The 18,049-nt window shown below is 39.9% G+C and carries 16 protein-coding genes and 1 tRNA gene; 6 read left to right on the forward strand and 11 right to left on the reverse strand.

Annotation, left to right across the window (positions count from 1 at the left end; genetic code table 11):
- Positions 1-140: 140 nt before the first annotated feature.
- The gene (locus tag CWB78_RS01630) at positions 141-1,343 is read left to right on the forward strand and encodes an aromatic amino acid transport family protein (RefSeq protein ID WP_138594004.1); all 1,203 of its coding nucleotides are present in this window, start codon (positions 141-143) and stop codon (positions 1,341-1,343) included.
- Between the two features lie 76 nt (positions 1,344-1,419).
- On the opposite strand, the gene ggt is transcribed toward CWB78_RS01630, so the two are convergent.
- Positions 1,420-3,084, reverse strand: a complete 1,665-nt coding sequence (gene ggt, locus CWB78_RS01635) for a gamma-glutamyltransferase (protein WP_138594005.1) — start codon at positions 3,082-3,084, stop codon at positions 1,420-1,422.
- Between the two features lie 109 nt (positions 3,085-3,193).
- The gene (locus tag CWB78_RS01640; RefSeq protein WP_054201673.1) at positions 3,194-3,739 is read right to left on the reverse strand and encodes a GNAT family N-acetyltransferase; all 546 of its coding nucleotides are present in this window, start codon (positions 3,737-3,739) and stop codon (positions 3,194-3,196) included.
- Positions 3,740-3,788: 49 nt separating this feature from the next.
- Between CWB78_RS01640 and CWB78_RS01645 the strand changes: the two genes are divergently transcribed.
- A complete protein-coding gene (locus tag CWB78_RS01645; protein WP_010388018.1) occupies positions 3,789-4,154 on the forward strand; it encodes a hypothetical protein in 366 nt (121 codons plus the stop codon).
- Between the two features lie 71 nt (positions 4,155-4,225).
- Here the strand turns inward: CWB78_RS01645 and CWB78_RS01650 are convergent, their stop codons facing one another.
- A complete protein-coding gene (locus CWB78_RS01650) occupies positions 4,226-6,448 on the reverse strand; it encodes a TonB-dependent receptor (protein ID WP_010388016.1) in 2,223 nt (740 codons plus the stop codon).
- A 375-nt stretch (positions 6,449-6,823) separates the two neighbouring features.
- Here CWB78_RS01650 and CWB78_RS01655 point away from each other — a divergent pair, with 375 nt between their 5' ends.
- From CWB78_RS01655 to CWB78_RS01665, 3 genes are all read left to right on the forward strand, one after another.
- Complete coding sequence (locus CWB78_RS01655; protein ID WP_138594006.1) at positions 6,824-7,420, forward strand: LuxR C-terminal-related transcriptional regulator; 597 nt, start codon at positions 6,824-6,826, stop codon at positions 7,418-7,420.
- A 242-nt stretch (positions 7,421-7,662) separates the two neighbouring features.
- The gene (locus CWB78_RS01660; RefSeq protein WP_054201676.1) at positions 7,663-8,808 is read left to right on the forward strand and encodes a porin; all 1,146 of its coding nucleotides are present in this window, start codon (positions 7,663-7,665) and stop codon (positions 8,806-8,808) included.
- A gap of 12 nt (positions 8,809-8,820) precedes the next feature.
- On the forward strand, positions 8,821-9,228 hold the full coding sequence (locus tag CWB78_RS01665) for a type 2 periplasmic-binding domain-containing protein (RefSeq protein WP_010388011.1): 408 nt from the start codon (positions 8,821-8,823) through the stop codon (positions 9,226-9,228).
- A gap of 105 nt (positions 9,229-9,333) precedes the next feature.
- Here the strand turns inward: CWB78_RS01665 and CWB78_RS01670 are convergent, their stop codons facing one another.
- The 8 genes from CWB78_RS01670 to rlmE all read right to left on the reverse strand — a co-directional run bounded on the left by CWB78_RS01670 (position 9,334) and on the right by rlmE (position 17,627).
- Positions 9,334-10,962: a methyl-accepting chemotaxis protein gene (locus tag CWB78_RS01670; protein ID WP_054201677.1), complete on the reverse strand. Its 1,629-nt coding sequence runs from the start codon at positions 10,960-10,962 to the stop codon at positions 9,334-9,336.
- A gap of 250 nt (positions 10,963-11,212) precedes the next feature.
- Positions 11,213-11,297 (reverse strand) — tRNA-Leu (locus CWB78_RS01675).
- A gap of 77 nt (positions 11,298-11,374) precedes the next feature.
- Entirely contained in the window at positions 11,375-11,728 is a 354-nt protein-coding gene (secG, locus tag CWB78_RS01680) for a preprotein translocase subunit SecG (protein ID WP_010388009.1), read from the reverse strand.
- 1 nt (position 11,729) lies between these two features.
- Positions 11,730-12,479 carry a triose-phosphate isomerase gene (gene tpiA / locus CWB78_RS01685; RefSeq protein ID WP_010388008.1) on the reverse strand — a complete coding sequence of 250 codons (750 nt, stop codon included), beginning with the start codon at positions 12,477-12,479 and terminating at the stop codon, positions 11,730-11,732.
- A gap of 72 nt (positions 12,480-12,551) precedes the next feature.
- Positions 12,552-13,901 carry a phosphoglucosamine mutase gene (glmM, locus tag CWB78_RS01690; protein ID WP_138594007.1) on the reverse strand — a complete coding sequence of 450 codons (1,350 nt, stop codon included), beginning with the start codon at positions 13,899-13,901 and terminating at the stop codon, positions 12,552-12,554.
- A complete protein-coding gene (folP, locus tag CWB78_RS01695; RefSeq protein WP_138594008.1) occupies positions 13,901-14,746 on the reverse strand; it encodes a dihydropteroate synthase in 846 nt (281 codons plus the stop codon). The genes glmM and folP overlap by 1 nt, the downstream gene beginning before the upstream one ends.
- 211 nt (positions 14,747-14,957) lie before the next feature.
- Positions 14,958-16,931 carry an ATP-dependent zinc metalloprotease FtsH gene (ftsH, locus tag CWB78_RS01700; RefSeq protein WP_138594009.1) on the reverse strand — a complete coding sequence of 658 codons (1,974 nt, stop codon included), beginning with the start codon at positions 16,929-16,931 and terminating at the stop codon, positions 14,958-14,960.
- A 66-nt stretch (positions 16,932-16,997) separates the two neighbouring features.
- Complete coding sequence (rlmE, locus tag CWB78_RS01705) at positions 16,998-17,627, reverse strand: 23S rRNA (uridine(2552)-2'-O)-methyltransferase RlmE (protein WP_010388002.1); 630 nt, start codon at positions 17,625-17,627, stop codon at positions 16,998-17,000.
- Positions 17,628-17,715: 88 nt separating this feature from the next.
- Between rlmE and yhbY the strand changes: the two genes are divergently transcribed.
- Positions 17,716-18,012 (forward strand): ribosome assembly RNA-binding protein YhbY, encoded by a 297-nt coding sequence (gene yhbY / locus CWB78_RS01710; RefSeq protein ID WP_008112687.1) that lies wholly within the window; start codon positions 17,716-17,718, stop codon positions 18,010-18,012.
- Positions 18,013-18,049: the final 37 nt, after the last annotated feature.

An 18,049-nucleotide genomic window follows, 5' to 3' on the forward strand; every position in this document is an offset into this window, starting at 1 on the left:
TTTTTAATGATTTTGGCTTTTTTAATACAGTTGTAAATAGAAGATTACATTTTATTTTGTCTCTTTTATGACAAAACTATTTAAGTTTTGCACAACTAGTTATATCTTGCGTGTCTCTCACGTTTGATCAGGATCATTAAGTGCTTAAAAATAAAACAATAGGTAGCATGTTAATTGTTGCAGGAACTACCATAGGCGCGGGTATGCTTGCCCTACCAATCGCCTCTGCGGGGCTCGGGTTTAATACGGCAATGGTGTTAATTGTCGGCTGTTGGTTACTAATGACCTACACTGCATTGCTTATGTTGGAGCTGCACCAATATGCCCCTCGCGATGCGACTTTAAATACACTGGCTAAGCTTTGGCTTGGTAAACGTGGCCAGTATGTAGCTAACTTTTCGATGATATTCTTATTTTATGCACTGTGCGCTGCTTACATAGCCGGTGGTGGTGCTCAGCTACAAGAGCGCATTAATACTGGGTTTAATCTTAGTATTGCTCCACAATTAGGCTCCGTTATTTTAGCCGTATTGATTGCAGGCGTGGTGACTTTGGGTACTAGTAAAGTTGATAAGCTCAATCGAGTGCTGTTTAGTATAAAAATAGTGGTTTTAGCTAGCTTGTTTTATATGTTAACACCTTATGTACATGGCCAACACTTATTGGAAATGCCTGTTGAGCAAGGGCTGATACTGTCGGCTATTCCAGTGGTATTTACCTCTTTTGGCTTTCATGGTTCTATTCCTTCTATTGTTAAATACGTCGGGCTTGATATAAAAACCTTGCGCAAAGTTATGATTGCAGGCGCCTCTTTACCACTGGTTATTTATGTATTTTGGCAAGTATTAAGCCAAGGCATAATGAGCCAAGATCAATTACTACAAAGCGAAGGGTTAACTGGGTTTGTAGCCAGTGTGGCCAATATTGCCAATAACGCCAATGTTTCTACTGCGGTTAAACTCTTTGCCGACTTAGCTCTAGCAACGTCATTTTTAGGGGTAAGCTTGGGGTTATTTGACTTTTTTGCTGACACATTCAAAAAAGCAGATACGGGCACAGATAGAATTAAAACAGCACTTATTACTTTTGTTCCTCCTCTTGGATTTGCTTTATTTTACCCGCAAGGATTTATTATGGCATTAGGCTATGCAGCCATTGCTTTGGTTATATTGGCAGTATTTTTACCTGTTAGCATGGTGTACAAGCAGCGTCAGGGGATTGAAAAAGAAGGCTATAAAGTACGCAGTGGTAATATTGGTTTGGCCATAGCCGCTTTGTGTGGTATTTCAATTATTAGCGCACAATGCCTGCAAATGGCAGGACTTATACCGGCTATAGGCTAGCCCCTATAGTTGTTCTAATGTGTGCACCCCAATGATGGTTTTGGGGTGCATACCATTCAAACGTCAATTGTTAACGTTAAAATACTATCGCTTGCCCTCTTCCGCTTTGTTCAGACGCCGCATCTAATTTGCCATCATTATTGATAATCACATGCATATCACCAAAGTGACGCTCATCCACTGTATAACCCATTTTTATTAGCTGTTGCTTTACTGAGGACTCCAAACCCGAGTGCGCTCTAATCACATTTTTAGGCCATAACTGATGGTGAAAACGCGGGCTATTTACTACTTCATTTGCGCTCATATTAAATTCAATCGCATTGAGTATTGATTGATACACTGAACTAATAATTGTGGTGCCGCCAGGCGACCCTGTTACCATTTTCACCTTATTATTACTGAGTAAAATGGTTGGAGTCATAGAGCTTAACATACGTTTATGGGGCTGAATTTCATTCGCTTTTCCGCCAATGGCGCCAAATACATTCATAACCCCGGGTTTAGCGCTAAAGTCATCCATTTCATCATTTAAAATAAAGCCAGCGCCTTCTACGACTACGCCACTACCAAACCCTAAATTGATGGTGGTGGTATTAGCAACAGCATTCCCCATGTTATCAATAATAGAAAAGTGAGTGGTTTGTTCGCTTTCTTTTAAACCCGGTTTAATATTTTCAGTGGTAGAAATGGCCTTTAAATCTATACTATTGCTGCGGTTTTTAAGATAGTTTTCTGCAAGTAACTTAGCTTTAGGCACTTGGTAAAAATCAGGGTCGCCTAAGTATTCTGCCCTATCAGCAAACACTCGCTTACCTATTTCAGCAAGTAAGTGCACATACCCAATTGAATTATGTGATGGTGCAGCTATGGGCTTTTTAAGCTCATATATTTTAAGCCATTGTAATATAGCAATACCGCCGGAGCTTGGTGGCGGTGAAGTAAGCACTTGATGGCCGTTCCAGTTAGCTTTTATAGGAGTACGAGACTTTGCGCGGTAATTTTTTAAATCGTCTTGAGTAATAATACCGCCATGTTGCTTCATAAAGTTTGCGATGATCGTTGCGGTTTCACCTTGATAAAAGCCATCTTTACCATTATCGCGAATGCGTTTAAGTGTCGCTGCAAGCTCAGGTTGTTTAAAAAGCTTACCTGGTGTAGCGCTTGCAAAATAACTGGCAAAATTTACTTTAATGTTTTTATTGTTTAGGTGCTCTATGTAGCCCTTAATTAACTGAGCCAACTTTTCGGGCACCACGAAACCTTGCTCAGCTAATGTAACCGCAGGTTGTACTAAGGTTTTCCAAGGAAGTGTGCCATGCTTCTTATGTGCTAGCCACATACCAGCAACACTCCCAGGTACGCCACTGGCATGAATACCATAAATAGATTTATTAGCAATAACTTGCCCTTGCGCGTCTAAATACATATCACGATGTGCGGCGTTCGGTGCAGTTTCACGGTAATCTATAAAATCACCTTGGCCATCCTTATGAATAAGCATAAACCCACCGCCGCCAATATTACCCGCCTCGGGAAACGTAACGGCCAATACAAACTGTGCTGCAATAGCGGCATCAACCGCGTTACCACCTTGTTCTAACACAGCTTTTGCAGCATGTGCACTAAAAGTGTCTGGCATGGCAACGGCACTCTGTTTAGCCGCTACATTAAAAACACATAACTGTATTACCACAATACTACTGATAATTAGCTTACGTGGTGAAAAAAGTGATCCCATCCCATATCCTTAGGTTATTTTTATACATTGATGGCAAACATTAATGCATAGTAACAAACATCAGGTCAATATTTAGATGCTACATTTTTGAGGCTTAGGAAGTTTTAGCTCAACTGCAGGGCTTTGAATAAAGCGCAGCAGTTAAGTTTGAGCCATCATCAGTATGAATATAATAGTGTTGTAGCTGCATACCGAGCTTTTTCATGATGTTAATTGAGCCAACGTTGGCGGTCAGCGCTGTGGCACTAATTGCCTTTATTTGCGACTGTTTTTCAATCGTTGAGCAAATCGCTTTTGCCGCCTCAATTGCATAACCCTTACCCCAACTCGCTCGTTTAAACCGCCAGCCTACTTCAATATCACTAAAGTCAGGCGTATCTGAAAAAAAGCCCATCGGCCGAACAAGCACCCAGCCAATAAAAGTATTACTTTCACGCAGAGTTACTTGCCATAGCCCCCAACCTTGTTGCTCATTGCGATAAGTGAGCATTCTTGGAATGGCTTTCGTTTTTATCTCTTCAAGAGTGGTAGGTTTACCTTGAGTTAAATACTGCATAACGGCTGGGTCTTGATCGAGCTCATATAATTGCTGCCAATCATTTTCGTCCATTAATTTAAAACTTAATCGTGTTGTTACAGCTATGTTCATTTTCATTGTTGTATAGTTACCTTTGAAATATATTTTTCACTAAAGGAGATAGTCAATGAAGAAATTAGCAGGTTTAGCATTATTAGGCACTTTAATTACACTAACAGGGTGTGAAGATGCCAACGAAGTGAAACAAGACGCCAAACAAACGAGCGCTGAAGTTCAAGAAAAGCTAAACGAAACGTGGAACGACGTTAAAGAAAAAACCAATGAGCTTAAAAATGACGAGTCATTAAATGAGCTACTCGAAGAGAGTAAAGCGATGGGCTTAGACATGTACGATGACGGCAAAGAAGTAGCTGTTGATGCATGGATCAAAAGCAAAGAAGCGGCTGGCGAGCTAACTGAAAAAACTAAGCAAAAAGCACGTGAAATTGCGGCAGAAATTGAGCAAGCACGTGAAGAGCATAAAGAAGGTTAATTATTTTTAACCATAAAAAAAGGTAAGCCATGGCTTACCTTTTTTGTTTTATTTTTAGAGCAAGTTATAGATTATAGTTCAAAGTCTTTTTTGAATTTTAAACCAAACTCACTACGATCATTGCTGCGCATTACGCCAACAAAGCCAGTTTGCTGCAGGCGACCTACATCGTAAACTTCGTTTAATACGTTCTCACCATATAGCGTTACTTCCATATCGCCGTATGGATTAGTGTAAGAAATATTAAAACCAACTAGCTCACGCGAATCAATCGTTTCACTTTTATTGAAAACTGACTGACCTTGCATTTCGCTACGGTACGAGTAGTTTGCATTTAATGCAACAGTGCCACCATTGCTTAAATCAACAAAGTAAGATGGAGCAACCATCACTGTCCAACGAGGTGTCAGTGCTGGTGAGTCACCTTTACCAATACCTTGTACACCCTCAGCCACTTCTGTAATTTCAGAATCTAAGTAACCTACTGCAGTGCGAATAGTAAAGTCGTCGGTTAGTGCAATTGTGGTTTCAAGCTCAATACCTTGCGCTTTAGACTGGCCTGCATTTTCAACGATAGTTACAAAGCCACCGCCCGCGGTTGGATCTGAGAATGGCAGTGCTAAATCAGTGTAGTCAGTAACAAACATTGCAAGCATCATAGATACATTTTCATGTACTTGGCCTTTTAAACCAATCTCGTAGTTAACTGCTTTGGTTTCATCAAACGATACAAACTGATCCGGACCACCAAATGGGCGCGGTGGAAAGCCACCTGTTTGGTAACCTTTTTGCACTTGACCGTATACATTCATATTATTGCTAAGCTGGTATGAAGCATTAATGTCCCATGTTACTGCATTAAAGTCTGCACTAATGTCTTTACGTTCAGGGAAGGTTGGGAAAATAGCATTCGCATCTTTTTTATCTTCTGAGTAACGAAGACCACCGCCGATTGTTAAATCATCAGTTAAATCGTAACTACCGTTGATGTAAGCTGCGTATGAGTTTGTTTCTTGATTGATTTCAAAAAAGCCAAAACCACCAAATGACGGAGTAACACCATCATTCAATAGACCATTTGGCGTGTTAAATGGGCTAAATACAAAATCTTCTGAGCGAGTAAAACCATCTTCATTAAAGAAGTATAGACCCGATACAAAGTCCATTTTATCAAACGTTGCGTTTAGCTGAACTTCAAAAGAGTATTGATCTGCACCGCCTACTTCTGGGAACTCAGATAAGTTAAGTGGTGATGCATCATCATCTAAGCCACCTTCATACTCAGAAGTACGGTAGCTTGAAATAAACTTAGCTGTATACGTGTTATTAATGGCCCAGTCAGCTGTAAATGACGTGCCCCAACCAGAATATGAAGTTGACTCAATACCTGCAACCGTTGTGCCTAAATCATCAGGGTTTTGAGGAATTAAGTCTTCAGTTAATAATGGGAAATCGCCATTAAAGACATCATTTGAATCTAATGAATCTGTCAGTTCAATAGTATAAGGCGATTGACCTGACTCATTATCAACGCCATCTAGCGAGAAGGTAAACGCTAAATCACTGGTTGCTTCGTATTTAAGTGCGATACGACCACTAAACTCTTGCTCTTCACCAATTTCTTTTTCAGGATTAGCTAAGTTTACTGCTGTACCTACCCCATTACGTTGTTTGTATGACGCACTTGCTGACATGCTTAGATCGTTAGTTAGTGCATTATTAAAGTAAATATCACCCGCAACTCGACCACGACTGCCCACTTTAGCGGTTGTTGTTAGAATACCTTCATCACCAGGTTGTTTAGTAATTACGTTTACTGCACCACCTAATGTGTTACGGCCATAAAGTGTGCCTTGTGGCCCACGTAGAACTTCAACTCGCTCTACATTAGGAAGTGATAAGTTAGACCCCATTTGGCGACCTAAGTAAACACCATCTAGGTAAACACCGACGCCTGGATCGGTTGTTATAATGTGATCTTGCAAACCAATACCACGAATAAACACTGAGGCATGTGCTGCATTACCAACACCATAACGAGTAATGTTTAAGTTAGGAACGTATTTACCAATATCTTCTAAGTTACCCATATTGGCTTTATCAATAAGGTTAGCACCTATTGATGTAATCGCAGTTGGAGATTCGAACAAGCTCTCTGTACGTTTACGAGCTGTCACTTCAATTTTTTCAAACGCGTCTTGTTTGGCTGTCGTTTTAGCTTCTTGTGCATTTGCGGAAGTTGTTAGGGCTGCAATAACCGCTAAACTTAACTGTGAGAGGGTGCGTAATTTCAAGGTTTTCTCCAAAGGGTATTAATTTAATTATGCGTTATGCTGTGTAAACATAAATTGTAGGCATAAAAAAAGATGCGTTAGATGCATCTTTCCTCTGGGAGTGTATTGTATTACATAAAAGTTACAATATGTATATTTAACTTTAGTTTAAGCAAAAAAAAATTAATTTTTAACTTTTTAACCTAAACTAATTATCTAAACAATGACGCAGTTCTAATTTAAATTAAGACTTTAATACTAACCACCACCGATATTGCTCATTAATCACACAGCCGGTTTATTGTAAAAAACACATTAAAGCTACTTGAAGTTATGACAATATCCAAAGACCCTTTATATTTAAATATTAAGCAAAACCATTTTTAGGTGAAAAGCATGACAAAAAAACAGACCACGCAATCAGCAAACATGCTTTTTAATAACAACCCCTACAATCCGTTATTTTTTACAACATTAAATAGCGACATATTGTTAGTCAGCTATTCAGCACTCAATACGCTTACAAATTACGAACTTCTGAGCCATTTTATACAAATCAATAATTATCAGGGATTGGTTATTTTTAATATTCCTAAAGACACTGATGTTATTTCACTAAAAGAATGGCCAAACTTAAAAGGTCTTTTTTATCAAGACACCAATGAAGAGCTATTCAACAGGGGGTTAGATGCAATTACACAAGGAGAATTGTGGTTTCCACGGACAATCAGTGATATTTGGATGCGCCAAATGCTCGATACAGAGCAAAAAAATGCTTTGCAAACAAGTAACCTAACCGATAAAGAAATTAAAGTGCTTAACCTACTCTTTAGTGGTCTTCATTGCAGTGCTATTGCTGATAGTTTATTTATAAGTGAAGCTACGGTTAGAGTACACTTACATAAAATTTATAAAAAAATAGCGGTCAAAAATAAACAGCAGGCAATTCGTTGGTGCCAAGATAACCTAAAAAATATAAATACGCGTTCATAACTAAAAAAAATAATTACTACTTAATACGTACTGCAATAAACATCACCCCATCATAAATAACTCAAATAACTCAGTTGGTTACATTACCTTAGATAAAAAAATCCTTAATTTTCAATCACAGCCATGCGTTCTTGTTGCAAAAAAGTAGTGAAAAGTACTTAATTTATTAATTTTAATTAGAAAAAAGTTAATACTCATCTTATACTGCAGCGGGATACACATGAAATTAAATAGGATACACAATGAAAAAACTATCTGTAGCAGTAGCAATTTGTTGCGCACTTGCCACAAGTAACGCGAGTGCTGAAGTTCGTATTAATGGGTTTGCTTCTATTGTCGGTGGTAAGTCGCTCGATAGTGATCAAACGTTATATGGATATGATGATGATATTTCATTTAAAAATGAAAGCGTGTTTGCTCTTCAGCTAACCGCTGACCTGCAAGAGAAGCTATCCGCTACAGCGCAGATAGTGGCTCGCGGCGAAAATGATTTTGACGCCGACTTTGAATGGGCATACTTAACTTATGAGATATCTGACGAATTACAAATCAGTGCTGGTAAAATGCGTGCACCTTTTTATCGCTACTCTGACTTTTTAGATGTTGGCTATACCTACCGCTGGGTGCGCCCACCTCAGTCTGTATATAACTTACCGTTTTCAACCTATGAAGGCCTAAGCTTATTACATACAACTCAACTTGGTGATTGGGACTCTACTCTTCAGGTTATTTACGGCAGCTTCGATGATAACATTGCCGTAGTATCTGTTAACGGTGATACCGAGCTTAACGACATTGCAGGGTTAAACTGGACATTGAGTTACGATTGGTTCAGTGCTCGCGCTGCTTACTTTGTTGCTGAAACAAGTATTGAGATTGAAAATGATACGGCCGAAGGTATGGCGCTTAATGGCTTAGAACAAGCCCTTCGTAACTCAGGTTTTGTTGATCAAGCAAACAGTATTGCTATTGACGAAGACGATGGTGCATTTTTAGCACTTGGCTTTTCAATTGATTACAACAATATCTTGTTCGACGCTGAATACACACAGTTTGAAGTAGATAACAGTGCGCTCGCTAAGCAAACTCAATATTACACATCTTTAGGCTACCGTATGGACGAATGGCTTGTTCATTTAACCTATGAAAACAACGATGATGAGCATGATAGTAATCGTTATAATGCACTACCAAATGTACCGCCGTTAAATGCTGGGCTTAACCAAGTTTTGGAAGGCTCTAAAGCTAAGAGTAATGTATACACAATTGGTGCTCGTTATGACTTCCACCCAATGGCTGCCTTTAAAGTAGACTTTAGCCGCCTAAAAGATGATATCTCAAATACTGAAACTGACGTAGTTGCCGTTGGCGTTGATTTAGTATTTTAATTGGAGCGAATGATGAAGAAATTAATTTTAGCCAGTATGCTAACACTATGTAGTACTGCAGCATTTGCTGAAGTTGCAGTGATCGTTAACCCAGCGAATGCCAATGCTGTAAGCCAAGACGATATTAAAAAAATATACCTTGGCAAGAGCAAATCATTTGCTGATGGCACCAAAGTAAACCCTGTTAACCAAAATGGTACTGCGGTAGCTGATGAATTTAACGACAAGCTTGTTGGTAAGTCAGGCAGCCAGTTAAATGCTTATTGGTCAAAGCTGGTTTTTACTGGTAAAGGCACACCTCCAGGTAAACTGGATAATGACCAAGCCGTGATTGATTTTGTAGCTGCTAATACAGATGCGATTGGCTATATTGATAGCGCTAAAGCAAGTGATAAAGTCAAAGTAGTAGGCAAGTATTAATCTGCTAAATTAAAAATAAAAAGCCCGCAATAAATACTCTATTGCGGGCTTTTTTATGCCTATTATTTACAACCTTCATAAAACATTAAAATATCGCCTTAACGACTACTCATCAATTTTAAACTTAGCAGTTGCATCCAATAAGTTATCTGAAAGGTAATGTAAGTTTTTAGCTACATCTCTTACAGCTTTGAGTGAGCTCATCGTATCTTCAAATGAAACATGCATATTAGATACGTTATCTACAACCATTGCGGCAACTGAGGTTTGCTCTTCAGTTGCTGCTGCAATTTGCGAGTTCATACCATTAATCTCTAGTATTTGCTCGGCTATTTTTTCAATCGAAACACCGGTTTGCTCTGCTGCACTGGCATTATCGGTTGCCATATCTCTTGCAGAGGTCATAGCCGTCACAGATTCATTGGCAGCTACACTTAGGGTACTTAATAACTCACGAATTTCATTGGTTGACTGTGCAGTGCGTGATGCAAGCTCACGGACTTCATCAGCAACCACAGCAAAGCCTCGTCCATGTTCACCCGCGCGTGCAGCTTCTATTGCGGCATTTAGGGCTAATAAGTTTGTTTGCTCGGCAATGGATGTAATCACATTTAGTATTTGCGATACATTTTTAGTGTCATCGGCTAACTTATTAATGGTGTTAGCCGCTATATTAATTTCATCGCTTAGAGTGCGCGATGCGTTAACAGACATTTTTACTTGAGCACGGCTTTGATCTACTTCTTTTTCTGCTGTTTGCACGGCATTAGATGCGCTTGCTGCTGATTGTGAAATATCGCCAACACTTTGCTTCATCTCTTCCATAGACTGTTTAACAACATCGGCATCGGTAGTTTGCTTAGTAGTTGCTCGCTCAGCTCGCTCCATCCCCTGTACAAGACGGGTTGAATTCTCCATTAACGGTTCACATACCGCGATGACTTCTAAAACTGTTTCTCTAAGCAAGCTAATGAATGCATTAAAATTTATTGATACCTGACCTATTTCATCTTCAGAGTTAACGGCAAGCTTTGTACTTAATGACCCTTTACCACTTGCTAAAAGACTCAGATTATTAGCGGCATCACTGGCTGATGAACCAATATTACGTGCAATCCAAATAGCCATAAGCAATAACAGTGTTAATGATACAACCGCAACAACCAGCATTAAGTTAAGTGCATCATCTGAGCGTGCTTTTGTATTGGCAACAAGCTGGAAGAAGCGATCATCTGCTTTTTGTTGCGCACTTTTAAAGCTGGTTAAAACAGCTTCATAAAGACTTGTTTTAAGCTGAGCCTGTTGTTGTATTTTACTAAAATCAGCCGTGCCATTAACCATACCGTTGGCAATCGTTGCAGATATTTTCTCATAATTAGTCAGTCGCGTTTTTGTGTCGCTATTAATATAAGATGCATTAATTGTTTCTATTGCGTCTATATTCATGATTAGCTGCTGGTAAGTTTCACTCGCTTTTGTTACTAAATCTTGCTCGCCAAACGTTACAGCCTGAGTATATAACTCATCTAACTTTTCTAAAATGCTTACATTAGCCAAGGTTAATTTGGCAACTTTATAAGAAGATTTCTCCATTTCATCAAGTGATATGCGATTTTCGTTCATAGCAAAGTAATTAACCAAAACAATTACTAAAAATGCGATTATCGCTATAGATGTAATTGCATGTATTTTTTTAGTAATGCTGAGGTTTTTAAAAGAGAAACCTGAAGCCATATTAATTTACCCCGTTTAATTATCTATAGTTATTATCGGCTTAAGATACAAAAATGTTAACTTTATTTTTAACTTTTGATGCTTTTTATACATAAAGTTAAATATACAGTAGTATTCTTTCATAAACACTTACAATTGAAATATAGAGTGTTCTACTCAATGTTCAACATTAATCCAAAAAGAGTTGTTTAATATTTTAAATTTTAGGCACAAAAAAACCAGTAACATTGCTGTTACTGGTTTTTATATTTGGTGCGGATGGGGGGACTTGAACCCCCACGCCCGAAAGCACTACCCCCTCAAGGTAGCGTGTCTACCAATTCCACCACATCCGCATTTTTTAAGCTATTGCTTAGCGTTAAGTCTTAAAGCTAACTTGAGGAAAGAGAGCAACTTAACAATTTAAACTAAATTAATTTGGTACGTCAGAGCTTTGCTCTTTAGTTGATGTTACTGGAACATCTTCTTCAACTGGCGTTACAGTTTCAACAGCTGGAGCCGCTTCTAAGTTTTCCCATTCGTCAGTCTTTTTGATTTGACCGGCAGTTAGGTTACCTAAAACAATACTTAACACGAAAAAGATAGTTGCTAAAGTTGTTGTCGTTTTCGTCATAAAGTTACCGGCTCCTGAAGAACCAAAAACAGTAGACGATGCGCCTGCACCAAACGATGAGCCCATGTCAGCACCTTTACCTTGCTGGATCAAAACCATACCAACAAGCGCTAAAGCTACAATTAAATACACTACTAATAAAATTTCGTACATCTTATACGGTCCCTTTTGCACTATTGCAGATAGCAGTAAATGATTCTGCTTTTAGACTTGCGCCACCAATTAGGCCGCCGTCTATATCTGTTTGTGCAAATAATAATTCGCTATTTTTTTCATTTACGCTACCACCATATAAGATGGTTAGCCCTTGTGCTAAATCGCTGTCTAGTGAAGCAATTTTGTCACGGATAAATTTGTGAACACTTTGTGCCTGTTCAGGCGATGCAGTCTTACCTGTGCCTATAGCCCAAACGGGCTCATATGCTATCACAGATTCTTTCAGTGCTGCTACACCTAATTTATTAATTACTGCGTCAATCTGCGCAGCAACTACCTGTTCTGTTTGCCCGTTTTCTTGCTCTATTTCACTCTCTCCAACGCATAATATAGGTGTTAAACCTACTTGTTGGGCGCGAGCAAATTTTGCGGCTACGGTATCGTTGCTTTCTTTGTATATACTGCGGCGCTCTGAATGACCGACCAGTACATATTTTGCACCTAGCTGTTTTACCAGCTGGGCATCTACTTCACCAGTAAAGGCACCTGGCGTATTCTCTGAAACTGTTTGTGTCCCAGTAGTTACACCACTTGCAATCATTGCTGATATCAGTGGAAACGGAGGAAATAAAACAATGTTTACTTCAGAAGATTTAACATTGTTAATAGCATCAGACAGTTGCTCAACGAGTTCTAATGAACCATTCATTTTCCAATTGCCTGCGACCATCGCCTTGCGTGTTGCCATTTTTCCACTCCACATTAGAAAGCGGGCGAGATATTAACTCGACTCGCCCAAAGTTACAAGAGGTTATTGTTATCAATCAGTTTGTTTGCTCATAGATTCGACAACCGCTGCTATTTTCTGAGCGCTATCGATAACTATTTTTTCTTGTTCCGCTTCAACCATCACTCGTACAACAGGTTCAGTACCTGACTTACGAAGTAATACACGGCCTTTATCTGCTAAGCTTTGCTCTACTTCAGCCACAACAGCAAGCACTTCTGGTGCTTGGGTTGGATCGGTACCGGCAGTGTATCGCACATTAATCATTTTCATTGGGTACTTAGTAAATCCAGCGCCTAAATCTTGAAGTGTACGGTTTTGAGCCACCATAGCAGCAAGTACTTGTAAGCTTGAAATGATGCCATCGCCAGTGCTAATCAAATCTAGATTTAAAACATGACCTGAGCTTTCGCCGCCTATTTTCCAGCCTTTTTGCTGCAGTAGTTCCATCACATAACGGTCACCCACTTTGCTACGAGCAAAAGCAATATTTTTGGCTTTTAACGCATTTTCAAGACCCATATTCGACATTACAGTACCAACAACCCCGCCACCTAGGTTGTCATCTTGAGCGGCTTGGCAAGCAATAATGTAAACTAAATCATCACCATCAAATACGCGGCCATTATGATCAACCATCATTACCCGATCGCCGTCGCCATCATAAGCGATACCTACATCTGCTTTATGCTCAAGTACTTTTTGCTTTAGTGTATCTACGTGAGTTGCACCACATTCATGGTTAATATTAACCCCATTTGGCTCACACGCATGGGTGATCACCTCTGCACCAAGCTCTCGCATAACTGAAGGTGCTATGTGGTAGGTTGCACCGTTGGCGCAATCTAAAACTATTTTTAGCCCTTCTAGTGATAAGCCTTGTGGAAACTGACTTTTACAAAACTCTATATAACGGCCATCAGCGCTTGATAAGCGTGTTGCTTTACCTAGCTTATCAGAGGCTACACAGGTCATTGGTTCGTCAAGCATGGCTTCAATTTGCAGCTCTACAACATCATCTAGCTTTAGGCCTTGGCCATTAAAAAACTTAATGCCGTTATCGTAATAAGGATTATGGGATGCGCTGATCACAATACCCGCTTCTGCGCGAAACGTTTGCGCTAAATACGCAACGGCAGGCGTTGGCATAGGGCCGAGTAAAATAACATCAATGCCGGCTGCAATTAGACCAGACTCTAATGCAGTTTCAAGCATGTAACCAGAAATACGAGTATCTTTACCAATAATGACTTTTTTTGTGCCATGTTGTGATAATACACGCCCTGCAGCCCAACCTAATTTCATTGCAAACTCAGGATTAATAGGCCCTTGACCTACTAAACCACGCACACCGTCTGTGCCAAAATATTTTCTTTCTTGCATTAAAGTACTCCTTGTTTGCAGGCTTGATATACGCCAAGCACGTCTGCAGTTTCTTTTACATCATGCACACGAATAATATGCGCACCGTTTTGTGCTGCTATTAATGCGCCAGCTAAACTACCAGCTAATCTATCTTTTGTATCTCTGTTGAGTAAATTACCAATCATTGACTTACGTGATAACCCCGCAAGCAGCGGTAAGCCAAGCTGCGCATAGTCATTAAATTGAGCCAATATTTGATAATTGTGTTTAAGTGTTTTTCCAAATCCAAAACCAGGGTCTAATATTAACTGGCTTTGTTTTATACCAGCAGCTTCGCATGCGGCGATACGCTGGTTAAAAAAGTCATTTATCTCGCTTGCTAAATCATCATAGTGAGGAGCGTTTTGCATACTTCGCGGTTGTCCTTGCATATGCATTAAGCACACGACTACGTCAGGATACTGAGCAACCACCTCTACTGCACCAGGCTCTTGCAGTGCTCGCACATCATTAACAATATCGGCACCTGCTTCAATGGCTTGACGCATGACTTCAGCTTTACTGGTATCGATTGAAATAACGCAATCACTTTGCTCACGAATAGCATTAATAAGTGGGATAACGCGCTGTAGTTCATCTTCAAGGCTGACATCGGGAGCACCCGGGCGTGTAGATTCACCGCCGATATCTAAAATAGTCGCACCCTCATCAAGTAACTGCATCGCATGATTGAGTGCAGCTGTTGTATTAAAAAACTGGCCTCCATCTGAAAATGAATCAGGAGTAACGTTTACTATCCCCATAATAACGGGTTCGCTGAGTTCAAGCACTCGACCACGTGCAAGGTTAATTTTATTATTCATCGCTAACCCTAAAATATGTTTCTGCAGTGTAATACCAACTCGTTATGATACTTAACCATTTTAAGCGAGGAAAGTCGGACGGTAACAAGGCACGGTTTTCCTATCCAAAGTAGCTAACTTTATTAAACGCATTGGTATAATTTATTAATTACAGCAAACTGATACAAAAAAGCCCCGAACTTCGGGGCTTTTGGATACGTTATTTTAACGATTATTCCGCTTTATCATCAAGGTTTGTTTCATCTTTTTTAGACTCATCTTGTTTAGAGTCGTCGTTTTTAGATTCGCTAGTTGGTTTTTGTATTTCATCAACAGCTTTACCTTTAGAAACATCTTCCTTTTCAGGTTTAGCTTCATGACGGTCATGCGCATCACGTGGTTCACGTACTGGCTGACGCGCCATTAAATCATCAATCTGTTTCGCATCGATAGTTTCATACTTCATCAGTGCATCTTTCATTGCGTGTAAAATATCAATATTTTCTTTCAATATTGATTCTGCACGTTGATAGTTGCGGTCTGAGAACAAACGCACTTCTGCATCAATTACTTTGGCCGTTTCGTCCGACATGCTCATAGAACGACCACCGCCGCCACCCATGTACATTTCGTTTTGATCTTCAGCGTAAAGTAATGGACCTAGCTTTTCGCTTAAACCCCATTGTGTAACCATTTTGCGAGCAATGTCAGTTGCACGTTCGATATCGTTACTTGCACCTGTAGTTACTTTGTCTTCACCATAAATAATGGCTTCTGCAATACGGCCACCATAGAGGCTAGAAATCATAGACTCAAGCAGCTCTTTAGAGTGACTAACACGGTCTTGCTCTGGTAAATACATCGTCACACCCAGCGCACGGCCACGTGGTATAATAGATACTTTATAAACAGGATCGTGCTCAGGCACCATACGACCAACAATGGCATGGCCTGCTTCATGGTAAGCAGTCATTTCTTTTTCTTGCTCACTCATCACCATGGTCTTGCGTTCAGCACCCATCATGATTTTATCTTTTGCAGCGTCAAATTCAGCCATACTAACAACACGTTTATTACCACGTGCTGCATAAAGAGCCGCTTCATTCACTAAGTTAGCAAGATCAGCACCTGAGAAACCAGGTGTACCACGAGCAATCACTGCCGCTTCAACGTTATCACCTAACGGTACTTTACGCATGTGTACTTTTAGAATTTGCTCACGACCACGAATATCTGGTAAGCCAACCACAACTTGACGGTCAAAACGACCAGGGCGAAGTAATGCTGGATCTAGAACATCCGGACGGTTAGTCGCAGCAATAACAATAATACCTTCATTGCCTTCAAAGCCATCCATCTCAACTAGCATTTGGTTAAGCGTTTGCTCACGTTCATCGTGACCGCCGCCCATACCTGCACCACGCTTACGACCTACTGCGTCGATTTCATCGATGAAGATGATACAAGGCGCTGCTTTTTTAGCTTGTTCGAACATGTCACGTACACGTGATGCACCAACACCCACAAACATTTCAACAAAATCAGAACCTGAAATAGTAAAAAACGGTACTTTTGCTTCACCGGCAACCGCCTTCGCAAGTAATGTTTTACCTGTACCAGGAGGGCCAACCATAAGTACGCCCTTAGGAATACTACCGCCTAATTTTTGAAACTTAGAAGGGTCACGTAAAAAGTCCACCAGCTCGGTTACATCGTCTTTGGCTTCATCACAACCTGCTACATCAGCAAAGGTCGTTTTAACTTGATCTTCACTCATTAAGCGGGCTTTACTCTTACCAAATGACATGGCTCCTTTGCCACCGCCACCTTGCATCTGACGCATGAAGAAAATCCACACACCAATTAGCAGTATCATAGGGAACCAAGAAATGAAAATGCTTGCTAAAAACGATTGTTCCTCAGGTTTTACACCTTTGACATTTACATCGCTTTTTAACAAATCATTTAAAATATCTTTATCATAAATCGGCATAATCGTTTGAAAACGCTCGCCACTATTTTTTATGCCAGTAATTGTGCCACTGCCACTTTCAATAGACACTTCTTGTATAGAGCCACTACGGGCATCTTTAACAAATTGACTGTAACTTGTTTGACGATCAACTTGATCGCCGCCATTAAAGCTCTGAAATACTGACATAAGCACAACTGCAATAACCAGCCAGAGTATTAGATTTTTCGCCATATCGCTCAAGGGGTTAACCTCTTGTATCCAATTAATTTAAATTCAACTAAACGCCAAGCAACTGTACTACAGTTTGTATCCAGTCGCTACTATATATACTTCCCGAGAACGGGGACGCGAGGCATCCGGTTTACGTATCTTCACTGCTTTAAAACTATTACGTACATCTTGCAAATACTGATCAAAGCCTTCACCTTGGAATACTTTAACAATAAACGCGCCATTTTTCTTTAAAACTTGGTGACACATATCAAGTGCAAGCTCAACCAAGTACATGCTACCCGCCTGATCAACCGAGTTATTACCACTCATGTTAGGTGCCATATCAGACAATACCACATCTACATTTTTACCATCAATGCGTTTTAACAGCGCATCAAGTACAGCTTCTTCACGAAAGTCTCCTTGTAAAAAGTCAACACCCGCTAATGAATCCATAGGTAAAATATCACACGCAACCACTTGGCCTTTGTCACCTACTTTTTCTGCTAAGTATTGTGACCAACTCCCTGGAGCTGCGCCTAAATCTACTACTGTCATTGCTGGACGCAATAACTTATCTCTGTTTTGAATTTCGTCTAATTTGAAAACAGCTCGAGAGCGCCAGCCTTTTTTTTGCGCTTCTTGAACATATTTATCATCAAAATGTTCTTTAAGCCAACGCTGTGAACTGGCTGACTGTTTTTTATTTGTCATAAATTAACACGCAACTAATTAGTAATATTCTCTAGATGGCGTTAGAATACCCTTAATTCAAGCCATATTCAGCAAAATTTGTAATATCATGACATTATCAAACAAACAAAAGCAGTTTTTAAAAGGCCAGGCACATAGCCTTAAGCCTGTAGTTTTACTAGGTTCTAACGGTTTAACCGAAGGCGTAGTAGTTGAAATCCAAAGCGCACTAGAAATTCACGAATTAATTAAAGTGAAAGTGCCAACTGACGATCGTGAAACAAAAAAGCTTATTTTTGATGCCATTGTTCGCGAAACAGGGGCCACCAAATTACAAACAATCGGTCATACGATTGTGCTTTACCGTCAAAGCCCAGAGAAAAAAATTCAGTTACCTCGCGGCTAATAGCCCGTTGTAAAGCTATAAAAAAAACCAGCCGCGG

It is taken from the genome of Pseudoalteromonas sp. S1612, assembly GCF_005887175.1.
Taxonomy (GTDB): domain Bacteria; phylum Pseudomonadota; class Gammaproteobacteria; order Enterobacterales; family Alteromonadaceae; genus Pseudoalteromonas; species Pseudoalteromonas undina.